We start from the raw sequence: 15,390 nt of genomic DNA, 5'->3' as shown, positions 1-15,390 counted from the left end.
CCAAGGGGAACCGGCAGCCCGCGTCTACCCCCCGGCATGGACACCCGGGAGCAGGCGACCGCCTACGTCGACGAGGACTTGCCGGCCGCCTTCTTTGCCGGCGCCTTCTTCGCGGCCGGCTTCTTGGCGGGAGCCTTCTTCGCCGGTGCCTTGCGCTTCTTCGGGCCCTGCGCCCGCTTGTCGGCGAGGAGCTCGATCGCACGGTCCGGCGTGATCGACTCGGGGGTGAGGTCCCGCGGCAGCGTGCGGTTCGTCTCGCCGTCGGTCACGTAGGCGCCGAACCGGCCGTCCTTGACGACGATGGGCTTGCCGCTGTTCGGGTCGTCGCCCAGCTCGCGCAGGGGAGGCGCCGCAGCAGCCCGTCCCCGCCGCTTCGGCTCGGCGTAGATCTTCAACGCCTCGTCCAGCGTGATCGTGAAGAGCTGCTCCTCCGAGGAGATGGTGCGCGAGTCCGTGCCCTTCTTCAGGTACGGGCCGTACCGGCCGTTCTGCGCGGTGATCTCGTCGCCCGACTCGGGGTCCTTGCCGACCACCCGCGGCAGCGACAGGATCTTCAGCGCGTCGTCGAGGGTCACCGTGTCCAGCGCCATCGACTTGAGCAGCGAGCCGGTGCGGGGCTTCGGCTGGGCGGCCTTCGCCTTCTTCTTCGCGGCGGCCGACAGGTCCGGGTCGATCTCCGGCAGGTCGAGCACCTCGGTCACGTACGGGCCGTAGCGCCCGTTCTTCGCGACGACCTCGTTCCCGGACTCCGGGTCGACGCCGAGCACGCGGCCGTCGTCGGCACCCGCGGCGAGCAGCTCGCGCGCCTTCGCCACCGTCAGCTCGTCCGGTGCGATGTCCTCGGGCACGGAGGCGCGCGGAGCCTTGCCCTCCTTGTCGGGCTCGGCACGCAGGTCCTCCAGATAGGGCCCGTACCGGCCCACCCGCACGCGGATGCCCTCGCCGATCTCGACGGAGTTGATGGCCACCGGGTCGATCTCTCCCAGGTCCGCCACCAGGTCGCGCAGGCCCCAGGTCTCCGCGCCCTCGCCCTCCCCGAAGTAGAACCGGGTCAACCACGCGACGCGCTCCCGCTCACCCGCCGCGATCTCGTCGAGGTCCGCCTCCATCGTGGCCGTGAAGTCGTAGTCGATGAGGCGGCCGAAGTGCTCCTCGAGGAGCTTCACGACGGCGAACGCCAGCCACGTGGGCACCATCGCCTGGCCCTTGGTGCGCACGTAGCCGCGGTCCTGGACGGTCGAGATCGTCGCGGCGTAGGTCGACGGACGGCCGATGCCGAGCTCCTCCAACGCCTTGACCAGCGAGGCCTCCGTGTAGCGCGCGGGCGGGGATGTCGAGTGCCCCTCCGCCGCCAGCTCGGTGCTCGCGAGGGCGTCGCCCTCGGCCATGCGCGGCAGCCTGCTCTCCTTCGTCGCGCCCGAGCCCCCGGCCGCGCCACCCGCACCAGCCTCGGCCTCGTCGACGTCGCGCGACTCCTCGTACGCCGCGAGGAACCCGCGGAACGTGATCACCGTGCCGGACGCCGAGAAGATCGCGTCGCTGCCAGCACGCTCGCCCGCGCCCTGTCCGAGCCGCGCCGCGAGCCGCACGGACGCCGTCGACCCCTTCGCGTCGGCCATCTGGGAGGCGACGGTGCGCTTCCAGATGAGCTCGTAGAGCTTGAACTGATCGCCGGAGATCTCGCGGGCGACCTGCGCCGGGGTGCGGAACGAGTCCCCGGCGGGACGGATCGCCTCGTGCGCCTCCTGGGCGCCCTTGTTCTTCGAGGCGTACAGCCGCGGCGCACCCGGCACGTACTCCGGGCCGTACAGCTCGGCGGCCTGGCGGCGCGCCGCGTCGGTCGCCTCCGCGGACAACGCCGGCGAGTCGGTCCGCATGTAGGTGATGTAGCCGTTCTCGTACAGCGCCTGCGCCGTGCGCATCGTCTGCCGCGAGGCCATCCGCAGCTTGCGCGACGCCTCCTGCTGCAGCGTGGACGTGGTGAACGGCGCGGCGGGCTTGCGGGAGTACGGCTTGGTCTCGAGCGAGCGGACGGCGAACGACGCGTCGTCGAGCCCGGCGACGACGGCGCTCGCCCCGGCCTCGTCGAGATGCACGACGCCGGTCCGCACCTTGAGGCGGCCGCGGTCGTCGAAGTCCCGGCCCGCCGCGACGCGGTCGCCGCCGAGGCCGGTCAGCCGGGCGCGGAAGAGCTGGCCCGCGTCGTCGCCCTCCTGCGGCGCGAACGACCCGGTCACGTCCCAGTAGTCGGCCGTGACGAACGCCATGCGGTCGCGCTCGCGCTCCACGACCAGCCGCGTCGCCACGGACTGCACCCGGCCCGCCGACAGGCCCTGGCGGACCTTGCGCCACAGCACCGGCGACACCTCGTAGCCGTAGAGGCGGTCGAGGATGCGGCGGGTCTCCTGGGCGTCCACCAGGTCGGAGTCGAGCTCGCGGGTGTTCTGCAGGGCGCGCGCGATGGCCTCACGGGTGATCTCGTGGAACACCATGCGGTGCACCGGCACCTTGGGCTTGAGCGCCTCGATGAGGTGCCAGGCGATGGCCTCGCCCTCGCGGTCCTCGTCCGTCGCGAGGAAGAGCTCGTCGGCGTCCTTGAGCGCGGCCTTCAGCTCGCGCACCTTCGCCTTCTTGTCCGCGTACACCTCGTAGTACGGGTCGAACCCGTTGTCGACGTCGACGGCGAACTTCTTGTACGGGCCCTTCTTCATCTCCGCCGGCAGGTCGGACGGCTGCGGCAGGTCACGGATGTGGCCGACGCTGGCCTCGACGACGTAGTCGTCGCCGAGGTAGCCCTGGATCTTGCGAGCCTTGGTGGGAGACTCGACGATCACGAGCTTGCGGGCCTGTGGCATCCGTTCCTGCTTTCCGACGGTGTAGGGGTGGGGCGGTGCTGCGCGGGCGCTGTGGTCATGTCACGGTACGACACGGACGACGACGGCGGCACTCTACCGAGGAGTGCCGCCGTCGTCGTCCGGGGTCCACAGGACCTCGCCGGCTCAGTCCACGACCACCCACGGCGAGCTCGCCGCCGCAGCGTGCGCCGGTTGCCGCGGGGACCGGGCGGTCCCCGGCTCCTTGCCGCGGTTCGGGCGGACCGCGGCGTACGTCACGTCGCCGTGCACGACGACGTCACCCCTGCTGTACCGGACGGTGCGGTCCCAGGCAGGGTACGACGGCGCCGTCTCGCCGACGCGCTCCAGCACGAACGCGTCGATCGTGCCCCAGGCACCGGCGGCGAGCTCGAACGACGCCGTCACGGTCGCGGTACCGTCGGCGCCCACCGTCACGGTCCCCGTCGTGGTCGTGTCCCAGGCCTGCCAGCCGGCCAGCGCGAGCGGGGCCTCCGCGACGCCGTCGGCCGCGAGCCGCAGGCGCCGCACGTCGGTGCCCGCGCCGTCACCACCCTGGGTGGTCGCCGAGACGCGGTACTCCCCCGGCTCCAGGCCCGTCACGGTCTGCGAGACGGTGAACGCGTAGTCCTGCTCGGCCCAGAACTTCACCGCCCGGTCGAGGTCGGCGGCGTCGGCCGTCTCCTCCACCGCGGCGCCGGTGCCCGAGATCTCCCACGCGGCACCGCCGTCCTCGAAGCTCGGGTCGGCCAGGTGGTTGCGCACCTGGACCACCACCGTGAGCGTCACCTCGAGACCTGTCCCGGTGACCCCGGCGACGGCGTAGGTGCCGACCTCCCCGACCGCTGCGACGTCGTCGGCGTCCCACGTCACGCCCTGGGACTCCACGGAACCGTCGTTGTAGGCGACCTCGACCGTGCCGGGCAGCACGACCGGGTCTCCCGCGACGAGCCGCACCTCGGCCGGCGTCACGCCGGTGACGTCACGGGGCGCGACCGCTCCGGTCCGGACGTGGCGGAACACGTCCAGGGACTCCAGCGGCCGCCCGTCGAACCCGAACATCGCCTGGTTCTCCCACGACGAGCCGCCGTACCACTGGCCGGCGTCCTCCGGGTCGTACTCCCCGGCGTGGCTGGTGGCCCAGCCCGACCCGTGCTCCTCCCAGAGCTGCTGGTTCGCCACCCGGTCCTCCGGCGGACCGACGGGCAGCCAGGCGGGCTCCCAGTAGTACACGCCCGTGCCGGCCGCGCCGACGGCAGCGACGGCAGCGACGACGTCCCGCACCTGCGAGGCCTGCCCCTGGACGCTCGTGGGGTACTGCGGGTACGTCGTCTCGATCGTGTTGGTGTGGCCGTCGCCGTCCTCGAGCGTGTACGCCCAGGAGGTCTCGGCGACCATCACGTCCTTGCCGTACGTGGACGCGACGTCGTCCAGCACCGCCGTCAGGTTGTCGAGCGAGCCGTGCCAGTAGGGGTAGTAGGAGCTCGCGAAGACGTCGTAGTCCACGCCGTGGGTCTCGAGCTGCTCCGCGTAGCCCGCGTAGCGGCCCGCCGACTCGGGGTTGGTGAAGTGCAGCGCGACACGGGCGCCCGGCAGCACCTCGCGCACGGCGGCGCTGCCGGCGGAGAACATCCGGGCGCGGTCCGCCCAGGCGGAGACGCCCGCGACGCCGTTGTTGGTCTCGTTGCCGATCTGCACGGTCTCGACGTCGACCCCGGCGTCCCGGAACTCGGTCAGCGCGGCGGTGGTGAACTCCCCCAGCGCGGCGACCTTGCCGTCCACGCCCAGGCCCTGCCACGCCTTCGGAGCCTGCTGCTTGGCCGGGTCCGCCCAGAAGTCGGAGTAGTGCAGGTCGACGAGGACGCCGAGCCCGGCGGCGGTGGCCCGCTGCCCGATCTCGACCGCGCGCGGCACGTCGGTGTTGCCACCGCCGTAGCCGTTGCCGTCCGCGTCCCAGGGGTCGTTCCAGACCCGCACCCTGACGTCGGTGACGCCCGCGCCGGCCAGCACGGCGAACAGGTCCGCGGGCTCGCCGTCGGCGTCCCGGAAGACGACGCCGCTCTCCTCGAGCGACAGCACGGAAGAGACGTCGACCCCGAGGTCGAAGTCCTCGGCCAGCCCGTCGACCTTCGGTACGGTGATGCCCGCCTCGACGGGGCCGTCCTGCGCGTCGTCCGCCACGGCGGGCACGGCCAGCATGGCCCCACCGACGACGGCGACGGCAGTGATCGCCCCCAGGTGGCGGTGCGGTCCGGGTCTCATGATGCTTCCTCTCGATCGACGGTGGTCAGCCCTTGACGGAGCCCGCGGTGAGCCCGCCCACGATGTACTTCTGCAGGAACAGGAAGAGGGCGAGGATCGGCAGGCTCGCCAGCACGGCACCGGCGGCGAAGAGGCCCCAGTTCGCGTTGAGCTGGTCGGAGACCCAGCCGTACATGCCGACGGCGAGGGTCCAGTTCTGCTCGGACGTGAGCACGACGCGCGCCAGGATGAAGTCGCCGAACGTCGCGACGAACGTCAGCAGCGCGACGACCGCCAGGATCGGGGTGACCAGGCGCAGGATGATCGTCCAGTACGTCTGGGCGTGCGTGGCGCCGTCGATCTTGGCGGCCTCGTCCAGCTCGCGCGGGATCGTGTTGAAGAACCCGTACATGAGGAACGTGTTGCTGCCGAGCGCACCGCCCAGGTACACGCAGATCAGCGCGATCTTCGAGTTCAGCCCCAGGATCGGCACGGCGTCGCCGAGCGTGACGAGCAGCAGGAAGATCGCGATGAAGGCCAGCATCTGCGGGAACATCTGCACGATCAGCAGCGACGTCAGCGACAGCCGGCGCCCCGTGAACCGGAACCGGCTGAACGCGTACGCCGCGGCCGCACCCATGAGCACGGCACCGACGACCACGCTGACCCCGATCACGAGGCTGTTGGCGGCCCACTGCCAGAACCTCGTGTCGCCGAGCGCCGCGAAGTTCTGCCCCGAGATCTCCCGGAACAGCTGCGTGCTGCCGGTCAGGGTGCCCGACGGCGCCAGCGAGGCGGAGAGCACGTAGGCCAGCGGGAACGCGGCGTAGAAGACGACCAGCGCGGCCAGCGGGTACTTCCAGCCGACCTCCAGCCACCATCGGCGGCGGCGCGCCGTCATCCGTGAGGCGTCCGGGCGGTGCGGGGACACGGTGCCCGCGGCACCCTCGGTGCGGGTCATCACAGGACCTCCTCGTGCTTGCGGGTGCGGCGGAACGCGAGCGCCGAGACCAGCCCGACGACGACGAAGACGATGATCGACAACGCGCTCGCCAGGCCGTAGTCGGCGCTGCCGCCCTGCACGCCGGAGATCTGGTAGATCATCGTGATGAGGATGTCGGTGTGGCCCAGCGGCGCCGACGTGTCCGTGAACCGTGGCCCGCCGCCCGTGAGCATGTAGATGATCACGAAGTTGTTGAAGTTGAACGCGAAGCTCGCGATGAGCAGCGGCGTCGTCGAGATCAGGAGCAGGGGGAGCTGGATCGCGCGGAACTGGCGCCACCGGCTCGCGCCGTCGATCCGGGCAGCCTCCTCGATGTCCGTCGGCAACGACTGGAGAGCGCCGGTGCAGACCAGGAAGAAGTACGGGAAGGTCAGCCACAGGTTCACGCCGAGGATCGCGAGCTTCGCGAGCGTCGGGTCGGTGAGCCACTCGATGCGCTGACCGAAGAAGAAGAGGCTGTTGACGATCCCGTAGTCGGGGTTCGAGTTGAGCATGCCGCGCCACAGCAGGGCGGACAGGAACGCCGGGAAGGCGTACGGGAGGATGAACAGCGTCCGCATCACCGTCCGGCCGCGGATCCGCCGGTCGTTGAACAGCAGCGCGATAGCCAGCCCGAGCAGGAAGCTCGTCGCCACCGTCAGGAACGCGAAGGCGAACGTCCACGCGGTGATCTTCCAGAACGGCCCCGAGTAGTTGGTGTCGGTGAACGCCTTCGTGAAGTTCTCGAACCCGACGCCGACGCGCCACCCCACCGGGAGCGAGCTGCCGTCCTCCGCGACGAACTCGCCGTCGTCGCTCGCCGCATACACGGTCCCCGTGACGGCGTCCGTCATGGTCTGCGCCTCCGGGTCCCAGTCCAGGGACGAGGCGTACACCGTGGCCCGGGTGCCCTCGCGGGTGCGGTACGAGCCGTCGTCGGCGTCCTCGGAGACGGGTACCCGCAGCTCGAGGACGTCCTCCTGCAGCGCGGGGTCGGCCAGCAGCGCCGGCAGGCCGACGACGTCGTGGCCCGGCACGGAGGTGACGCGGTCGCCCTCGACCGTGGCGCCGTCGGCGGGCGTCAGCGGGTCCTCGGCGGTGCCGACCAGCACCTGACCGGTCTCGGAGACGACGGCGAAACCGGGCCCGTCCTCCCCCTCGACGATCGTCAGCGGGTAGGTCGGTGCCCCCTCGACGGGTCGCTCGTTCTGGATGAGCAGGGCGTCGACCGCCTGCTCCTGGGTGCTGTTGTGGCCGGTCCCGTAGTTGGTTGTGGCGACGTACACGGTGTAGGCCATGGTGAAGACCTGGAAGACCAGGAGGAACACCAGGCCCGGCAGGATGTACTTCCCGGCCAGGCGCCGTCGCGAGAAGTACACGACGTCGGCGACGGCGACCAGTGCCAGCGAGCCGATCAGCACGCCCCACTGCTCGACGTCCCACGCGGACCAGGCGATGTACAGCCCGACGGCGTTGACGGCCGCCATGAGCACGAGCTTCACGGCGAAGCCCCAGCCGGTGCCCTCCCAGGCCCGGGCGTGCGACTCCCGCACCACGGCGTTGTCGATCGACATCAGTCCTCCGGTCGAGCTGGTAGGGCCGAACAGGATGTCGAGCCCGGGAAGACCGGTGGTCCCGGGCTCGACATCCTGTACGGCCGGGGGTCAGTTGGTGAGCGTCGCGTCGAGGTCGGCGAGCATCTTGTCCCACGCCTCCTGCGGCTCCGCGTCACCCGCGATGATCGCCGCCTCGGCAGCGTTCCAGTGCTCCCACACATCGCCCATCTCGGGGATCGACGGCATGGGGGCGCCGTTCTGCGCCGCGGCCAGGAATCCGGCGACCACCGGGTCCTCGGCGACGGCCTCGGCCGTCTCGGCGAACGCGGGCAGGCGCGGGTCGGCGTCGTACAGGGCCTGCATCGCCTCGGGCGTGGCCATGTAGTTCGTCAGGAACTGCGTGGCGACCAGCTTGTTCTCGCTCCGGGCCGAGAGGTAGAAGCCCTGCACGCCCACGAACGGAGCGGCCGTCTCGCCGCCCGCGGAGGGGATCGGCTCCACGGCGACGTCGATGCCCGCGTCGGTGAACATAGCGATGGACCACGGCCCGGCGACCGTGTAGGGGGCGTTGCCGTCGGCGAACTCCTGCTCGGCGATGTCGGGCGTCCAGTCGGTGCTGAACACCCCTTCGCCGGCCTGCCCGTTCTCGCCCAGCCACTCGGCGAAGGCGTACCCCTCGTCGCCACCCATGCCGATCTCGGTCGTGTACGAGCCGTCGTCCTCCTGGGTGAAGACGGGTGCGCCGAACGACGTCTGGAAGGCGTAGTAGGCGTAGCCGTCACCGTCGGCCCCGCCGGTGTTGATGACGAACGGCAGGTCGGTCCCGGCGTCCCGGCCCTGCGCGATCATCTCGTCGAAGGTCTCCGGCACCGGGTCCGGCGCGAGCTCGGTGTTGCGGACGAGTCCCACCGACTCCAGGGCGTAGGGCAGGCCGTAGAGCTGGCCGTCATAGGTCATGGCCTCGACCGCGACGTCCTCGAACTCACCCTCGCGACCGCCGAGGTCGACGGTGTCCACGACGCCGTTGACGATGAACGAGCCCAGCCAGTCGTGCGCGCCGATGGTGAGGTCGGGGCCCTCACCGGTGGGGACCTGGGCGAGGAAGTCCGCCCGGATGTCCTCGAAGTTCTTCACCACCGTCTCGATCTCGACGCCGGTCTCGGCGGTGAAGCTCTCGGCCGCCGCCTCGACGGCGGGCTGCCGGTTCTCGTCGACCCAGATGACGAGGTTCCCGGTCGCCTCCGGGGCGGCCTCGGTGGCCGCGGGCTCGGACGTCTCGGTCTCGGCGGGCTCGGTGCCGCCGCTGCACGCGGTGGCGAGCAGGGTGACGGCCGCGACCGCGGCGACCGACAAGGTGGTCTTGCGCATGGCTCTTCCTTCCGGACGGGGCCGCGATGCCTTCCGCAGGAGGAGGATCGCGACGTTGCGACCTGAGCGGCGCCCAGGTTCTCGAGGTGGTGGCCGGGACCGGCTCGAGCCGGTCCCGGCGGGGGTTCAGCGGTCCGGACCTCCTCCGTCACGAGGAGCGGTCCGGACGACGGCGACGCCGCCGGCGGGGATCTTGAGCTCTGGACCGGCCGGCACGCCGGCCAGCAGCTCGGTGCCCGCGACGCCCGGCAGAGTGGCCGGGGCGTCGGTGTGGTTGATCGCCACGACGTAGTCCGCCTCGGCGCCCCGACGGACGACGACCTCGACGTCCTCGGCCACCTCCGGTGGCGTGATGCCGGCGTCGGCGTAGGCCGCGCGCAGCACCGGGGCGAGGTCCTCGATCCCGAGGCGCGTCGAGACGTACCAGGCATGGCCGGCACCGTGCGCGTTGCGGGTGATCGCCGCGGTGCCCGCCGCCGGTCCGTCGAGGTGCCGCGCCACGATCTCGGCCGTGTCGAGCGCCAGGTCCTCGGCCCACACGTCAGCAGCGAGGGTGCGCGCCTCGGCGGCGTCGCCCGGCGACCACGCGAGCGTCACCTCCTCGCCCTCGCGCAGCGGCAGGAACTCGTCGACGCCCAGGCCGAGAACCTCGCGCAGGGGCGCGGCGTACCCACCGGGGTGGACGGCGTCGTGCGCGTCCACGATGCCGGAGAAGAAGGACACGACCAGCGTGCCGCCGTCGGCCACGTAGCGCGTCAGGTTCGCGGCGTCCTCCGCCGTGAGCAGGTACGACGCCGGGGCCACGACCATCCGGTAGCCCGACAGGTCCTGGCCGGGGTGCGCGAGGTCGACCGTGAGGCCGTCGCGCCACAGGCGCTCGTAGTACGCGCGCACCCGTTCCTTGTGCCGCACGTCGACCGACGGGCGCCACTCCTGGTCCTGCGCCCAGAACGACTCCGTGTCCCACAGCAGCGCGACGTCCGCCGAGACCGTGGACCCCTGCAGCTCGGCCAGCGCCCCCACCTGACGCCCGAGCTCGACCACCTCGCGCCACACGCGCGAGCCGGTGCCGGCGTGCGGCAGCATCGCCGAGTGGAACTTCTCGGCACCGTACCGGGAGGCGCGCCACTGGAAGAAGCCGACGACGTCGGCACCCCGCGCCACGTGGGCGAGGGAGTTGCGAGCCATCTCGCCCGGCCGCTTGGCGATGTTGCGGGGCTGCCAGTTCACCGCGGAGCTGGAGTGCTCCATGAGGATCCACGGCTTGCCACCGGCGACCGAACGCGTGAGGTCCGCGGCGAGGGCGAGGCCCACGTGGCCGCGCGGGTCGGCAGCGGTGAGGTAGTGGTCGTTGGAGACGACGTCGACCTCGCGCGCCCAGGCCCACAGGTCGGTGGTGGGGCACTCGGCGGCCATGAAGTTGGTGGTCACCGGCTTGTCGGAGTGCTCGCGGATCGCGTCGCGCTCCGCCGTGAACAGCGCGCGGAGCTGGTGGTCGGTGAACCGCGCGTAGTCGAGCTTCTGCGCCTGGTTGACGGTCGACGGCGTCGGGCCCGGCGCGGTGACGTGCTCCCACTCGCCGTAGACCTGGCCCCAGAACCGGGTGCCCCACGCCTCGTTGAGCGCGTCGAGCGTGCCGTACCGGCCGCGGAGCCACTCGCGCCAGGCGGCGACCGCGGCGTCGGAGAAGTCCTCGCCGACCGGTGCGCCGTACTCGTTGTGGACGTGCCACATGACGACGGTGGGGTGGTCGGCATAGCGCTCGGCGATCCGGCTCGCGATGTTGCGTGCGGCGGTCTGGTACGCGGGGTGCGACGGCGAGGCCGCCCCGCGGGAGCCTGGCCCGAGGGCGATGCCGTCGTGGGTGACCACCCGTGCGTCGGGGTAGGTCGCGTAGAACCAGGCCGGCGGGGCGGCGGTGGGGGTGGCGAGGTCGACCATGATGCCGTTCGCGTGCAGCAGGTCGAGAAGCTCGTCCATCCAGGCGAAGTCGTACTCGCCCTCGCGCGGCTCGAGCAGCACCCAGGAGAAGATCCCGACGCTGACGTAGTTGACGCCCGCCTCGCGCATCAGGCGCACGTCCTCGTCCCACGTCTCGCGGGGCCACTGCTCCGGGTTGTAGTCACCCCCGTAGCCGAGGGTGCGACCCGTGGGCCAGGTGCCGGTGACTGCCATGTCGCTGGGGATCCTCCTGCGCGCCGTGGGGACGCTCGATGCTGTGAACGGTCACAGCATAAGCCGACCGCGCCGTATGGTGACAAGAGGAAGGCAGCGTCGTTACGCGACTGTGACCGCGCACGGCCGGGCCCGCTGCTACCTCGCCGGACCCGCCGCTACGTCGCCGGGCCCGCTGCTACGTCGGCGGGGCGGGCCGTCGCCTGGCGCACCAGCAGCAGGAGCGCGAAGGTGGCCGCCGTGGCGGCCAGCACCCCCAGCACCCCGGCCGCATAGGCCGTGACGTCCTCGGCGATCGGCACGGTGCCCGCCCCGACGAGCCGCACGCCCGCGGCCAGCGCGATCCCGCCGGTGATCGCCGCACCCAGGAGCAGCAGCCCGACGAGGACGGACGACCCCGGCGACGCGAAGGCGTTCGGCCGCGGCAGCCCGGCCGGGAGGCGACGGCGGCGTGGCGCGACGTCGAGCGAGCCGGCGGGCGTCACGGCGCAGACCAGCGCTCCCCACGCCAGCACGACGAACAGCGCGGCGACGACGTCGGACGGCCGGTGCCACTGCCCGACGAGCGTCGACACCCCCGTGGCCCCCGTGTACGCCGCCCCGAGCACCGTGACGACCGGGCGCCACGCCCGGGGCGTGGCGAGGAGTATCGCCACGGACACGCTCGCCGCGACCGTCGTGTGCCCGCTGGGCAGCGTGTTCTCCCCGTTCCAGCCGGGCAGGAGGTCCGGGCGGGTGAGCAGCTGGTGCTTGAGCACCTGCGTCGTGAGGTTCGCCCCACCGACCAGCACGGCCACCTGCAGGGCGAGCACCCACCGCCGTCGGACCAGTGCCACGACCATGGCCGCGCCGATGCCGCCCACGACGAACGCGACGGAGACCACGTCGAGCACCGGCTCGGCCACCTGCCAGAGCCGGCCCTGACCGTAGGCCGCGCCGAAGAAGGCGAGCTCGTCGAGCCGTTGCCCAGGAACCGTCGTGACGAACACCCGGTAGGTGAGCCAGAAGGCGACCGCGGCGAGCAGGCCGACCGCCACGGCCGTCGCCTGCGTCCCTGGCCGGCCACGCGGCGCGGGAGCCGTCACGGACGCGACCGGGGTGCGGCCTCCGCCCGCGGGAGCGGGCCGCACCCGCGCGGGGGCAGGCGCGACCGGTGCGGCGCCCGCTGGGGGCTCCGCTGCCGGGAGCTCACGAGTGTCACCGTTCACGCAGGTCACAGTATCCGCTCCGTGTGGCGGACCGGTGGACGAGCCGTGCGGTCCGCGGGCGAGCCGTGCGCGGTCCCCGGGCCCTATCGTGGAGCCGTGCCCGGCGCCGACGAGATCCTCGACCTCACCGCGAACCGCCTCGGCCGGCGGCGCGTCGGCGTCGTCGTCGGACACCTCGCGGCCGACGGCACGACGACGGTACGCGGCACCGGCCGCACCTCGCTGCCCGACGGCGGCACCCCGGACGCGCGGACGAGGTTCGAGATCGGCTCGATCACCAAGACCTTCACCGCTCTGGCGCTGGCCCGTGCCGTGACCGCCGGGGGCCTGGACCTGGAGACGCCCGTCGGTGATCTCGTCCCGGAGGTCGCGCCCTTGGGGCGCGGCGGCACACCGGTCACCCTGCGGCACCTCGCCACCCACACCTCGGGCCTGCCGCGCGTCCACATCTCGATGCTGCGCGGCACCCTCGACGCCTACCGCGGCCTGGATCCTTACCGGAACCACTCGGAAGAGGCGCTCCTCGCCGCGATCCGCTCCGGCCGGCTCCGCCGCACTCCCGGCACCGGGCGGCAGGCCTACTCGAACAGCGGCTTCGGTCTGCTCGGCATCGCCCTGGCGCGGCACGCCGGGCTGACCTATGCCGAGCTCGTCGCCCGCGACGTCACCGGCCCGCTCGGCCTCACCGACACCGGCACCAGTGACGCGGCGACGGCCGAGCAAGCCGCTCGTACCGCCGTCGGGCATCACCGACGGCGCACGCCCGCCGCGGCCTGGAACCTCGATGCGCTGCCCGGCGCCGGGGCGCTGCACTCGACGGCCGACGACCTCCTCACCTGGGCACGGTGGCACCTCGACCCACCACCCGGCGAGCTCGGCGAGGCGCTGCGGTTCGCCGTGGCCGAGCACGGTCCCCGCATCGGGCTCGCCTGGCAGCGCAGCGCGACGGAGGCCGAGCGACGCCGCGGGCGCGACCAGGTGATCTGGCACAGCGGCGGCACCGGCGGGTTCCGCTCCGCGCTGTGCCTGCAGCCCGCCACCGGCGACGCCGTCGTCGTCCTGACCAACCACGGCCGGAGCGCGGCCCTGGCGGCAATCCGCCTGCTGGCGGCACTGTCCCGCTGAACGCGGGCAGGGTCGGCATCGCGTGGGACGACGGTGCGCAGAGCCGCCGCTCAGGACCTTCGTGCATCTGGGCCGTGGCGCACAGCACCTCCGCGCCGCAGAGCCGCCGCTCAGGACCTTCGTGCATCTGGGTCGTTGCTCTCGGGACCGCGGGGCTCAGAACGGGGGCTCGCCAAGGTCCGGCGGGAGCATAGGTCCCGGCTCCGGCGGGATCGGACGCTCCTGCTCCCGCGGGATCGCTGGCCCGGGCAGCACGCGATGGATGCTGGCAGGTGGTCGCCCGTCCGGCCGGGTCACGTGCCGTCTGCCCGTCGGCGACGTCCACTCCAGCGTCCCGCCCAGTCCGGGTGGATCACTGGCCGATCCGTCGGCGTGGACAGCTCTGGCGCGGCGTACGGACCAGCCCGTCTGATGCTTGAGCACATGATGCTTGCGGCACAGGTGAGCAAGATTGTCCGCACTGGTGGTTCCGCCGTCGGCCCAGTCGGTGGTGTGATCGAGGTCGGCGCGATCGGCGGCGACACCGCAACCGGGGAACCGGCAGGTCGCGTCGCGCCGGGCAAGTGCCGCCCTCAGCCCGGACGGCACCGTGTAGGACTCCCGCCCGACCGACAGCGCGAGCCCGGTCTCGGGGTGGGTGAGCACGCGGCGCAGCGACGGCGCCAGCTCGGCCAGCTCGCGGGCGATGTCGGCTCCGATCGGGCCGTGCCCGTCGAGCTCCGCCGGGATGTCGGCCACACCCAGCAGGGTCAGCACCGGCACGGTCACCGTCACGCGGGGCCGGATCGACCGCGCAAGAGCGGCCAACGACGGAATCGTGGACACCGCGGGCCCACCGGACACCGCGAGCCCACCGGACACCGCGAGCTCCCCGACCGCTCCAGGCGTCAAAGGCTCAGCAGACGCCACAGGCTCCCCGGGCGTCACAGGCTCCCCAGAGGCACCGGGCTCGGACCGCGGCCGCGGGGACGCGCGCTCCACGGAATCCTGCTGGGGCGGAGACTGCGACGGCGAGGATCCCGACCACCATCGCTCGGCCGGCGGAGGCGCGAGCGGCAGGCAGGTGCGGTCGAGCGTGCCGTCGTCGAGCAGCAGCGCAGCGAACGCGTCGGCCATCCCGTGGCTTCGTCCACGAGAGCCGTCCTCGCCACGCAGGCTCGTCGCGGCACGGTGCAGCCTGTCGTACGCGGCGTGCGCCACGACCGCGGGCAGGTGCGCCGAGAGCCAGGCCATCCCGTCACGACCGTCGTCGAGGTAGACCCCGCGCGACTCGGCGGCCCGGGCGTGCCGCACCTCGACCGGCTCCGGGTGGACGTCCTCCCGCGCGCGGCGGGCACGGGCATCGACCTGACCCGGTGTGCTGGCCACGAGCGCCGGGGCGACGGCCTCCTCCACGCGCCGCGCGTCCGCGTCGTCCAGGTCGGCGACGTGCCGGGCGACGCGGGAGGCATGCGCCCAGGAGCAACGCCCCGCCGACAACAGCGCGAGCGTGCGCGGCGCCTTCGTGCGCAGAGCAGCGGCGTGGTCGCACAGCGTGCCCGCAGCGTGCTCACCGACGTGCAGCACGGTCGCGACCTCGGCGACCACCGCCCGGCGGGCGAGCTCCTGACGACGCGAGGACGTCGCGCGCGCCGCAGCACCGCCGTCGTCCACGAGACGGGACTCCGCGCGCTCGGCGACCTGGGCTGCCTCGGCGAGCAGGACCGCCCGGCGGCCCTCCAGGGCGCCGATCGCGGACTGGACCTCGGCCAGGGAGTCGAGGAGCTCGTCGAGCCGTGACAGCTCGACGTCCGCCGGTGCGGACGCCCGCCGCACCACGGCGGTGGCCGTGGTGCTCGGTGGGCTGGCGGGCTGCGTCGTCATGTGTCGAACCTAGCAGGATT

9 protein-coding genes are annotated in these 15,390 nt (G+C 72.6%); 1 reads left to right on the top strand and 8 read right to left on the bottom strand.

From position 1 onward, the window contains the following. Positions 1–62 precede the first annotated feature (62 nt). The 7 genes from topA to ACWAT2_RS05505 form a co-directional block, all read right to left on the bottom strand. Positions 63–2,855 carry a type I DNA topoisomerase gene (topA, locus tag ACWAT2_RS05535; RefSeq protein ID WP_402373805.1) on the bottom strand — a complete coding sequence of 931 codons (2,793 nt, stop codon included), beginning with the start codon at positions 2,853–2,855 and terminating at the stop codon, positions 63–65. 144 nt (positions 2,856–2,999) lie between these two features. Further along, positions 3,000–5,114 carry a glycosyl hydrolase 53 family protein gene (locus ACWAT2_RS05530; protein ID WP_402373802.1) on the bottom strand — a complete coding sequence of 705 codons (2,115 nt, stop codon included), beginning with the start codon at positions 5,112–5,114 and terminating at the stop codon, positions 3,000–3,002. Between the two features lie 25 nt (positions 5,115–5,139). Further along, a complete protein-coding gene (locus ACWAT2_RS05525; RefSeq protein WP_402373799.1) occupies positions 5,140–6,054 on the bottom strand; it encodes a sugar ABC transporter permease in 915 nt (304 codons plus the stop codon). After that, on the bottom strand, positions 6,054–7,649 hold the full coding sequence (locus ACWAT2_RS05520) for an ABC transporter permease subunit (RefSeq protein WP_402373797.1): 1,596 nt from the start codon (positions 7,647–7,649) through the stop codon (positions 6,054–6,056). Before ACWAT2_RS05520 ends, ACWAT2_RS05525 begins: the two co-directional genes overlap by 1 nt. A 90-nt stretch (positions 7,650–7,739) precedes the next feature. Next, positions 7,740–8,999: a sugar ABC transporter substrate-binding protein gene (locus tag ACWAT2_RS05515; RefSeq protein ID WP_402373795.1), complete on the bottom strand. Its 1,260-nt coding sequence runs from the start codon at positions 8,997–8,999 to the stop codon at positions 7,740–7,742. A 126-nt stretch (positions 9,000–9,125) separates the two neighbouring features. After that, the gene (locus ACWAT2_RS05510; RefSeq protein ID WP_402373794.1) at positions 9,126–11,174 is read right to left on the bottom strand and encodes a beta-galactosidase; all 2,049 of its coding nucleotides are present in this window, start codon (positions 11,172–11,174) and stop codon (positions 9,126–9,128) included. Positions 11,175–11,332: 158 nt separating this feature from the next. Continuing rightward, on the bottom strand, positions 11,333–12,382 hold the full coding sequence (locus ACWAT2_RS05505) for a phosphatase PAP2 family protein (RefSeq protein ID WP_402373791.1): 1,050 nt from the start codon (positions 12,380–12,382) through the stop codon (positions 11,333–11,335). A gap of 96 nt (positions 12,383–12,478) precedes the next feature. Between ACWAT2_RS05505 and ACWAT2_RS05500 the strand changes: the two genes are divergently transcribed. After that, complete coding sequence (locus ACWAT2_RS05500) at positions 12,479–13,507, top strand: serine hydrolase domain-containing protein (RefSeq protein WP_402373789.1); 1,029 nt, start codon at positions 12,479–12,481, stop codon at positions 13,505–13,507. Positions 13,508–13,663: 156 nt separating this feature from the next. Here the strand turns inward: ACWAT2_RS05500 and ACWAT2_RS05495 are convergent, their stop codons facing one another. After that, positions 13,664–15,370 (bottom strand): HNH endonuclease signature motif containing protein, encoded by a 1,707-nt coding sequence (locus tag ACWAT2_RS05495; RefSeq protein WP_402373786.1) that lies wholly within the window; start codon positions 15,368–15,370, stop codon positions 13,664–13,666. Positions 15,371–15,390 lie beyond the last annotated feature (20 nt).

This window comes from Isoptericola sp. GX10416, from assembly GCF_056590155.1.
This window is presented reverse-complemented; position numbering and strand designations above follow the sequence as displayed.

Excerpts from the sequence above, each read along its gene's own strand:
- ACWAT2_RS05510 (WP_402373794.1), bottom strand. The coding sequence starts at position 11,174 with ATGGCAGTCACCGGCACCTGGCCCACGGGTCGCACCCTCGGCTACGGG.
- ACWAT2_RS05495 (WP_402373786.1), bottom strand. The coding sequence starts at position 15,370 with ATGACGACGCAGCCCGCCAGCCCACCGAGCACCACGGCCACCGCCGTG.
- ACWAT2_RS05520 (WP_402373797.1), bottom strand. The coding sequence starts at position 7,649 with ATGTCGATCGACAACGCCGTGGTGCGGGAGTCGCACGCCCGGGCCTGG.
- ACWAT2_RS05525 (WP_402373799.1), bottom strand. The coding sequence starts at position 6,054 with ATGACCCGCACCGAGGGTGCCGCGGGCACCGTGTCCCCGCACCGCCCG.
- ACWAT2_RS05515 (WP_402373795.1), bottom strand. The coding sequence starts at position 8,999 with ATGCGCAAGACCACCTTGTCGGTCGCCGCGGTCGCGGCCGTCACCCTG.
- topA (WP_402373805.1), bottom strand. The coding sequence starts at position 2,855 with ATGCCACAGGCCCGCAAGCTCGTGATCGTCGAGTCTCCCACCAAGGCT.
- ACWAT2_RS05530 (WP_402373802.1), bottom strand. The coding sequence starts at position 5,114 with ATGAGACCCGGACCGCACCGCCACCTGGGGGCGATCACTGCCGTCGCC.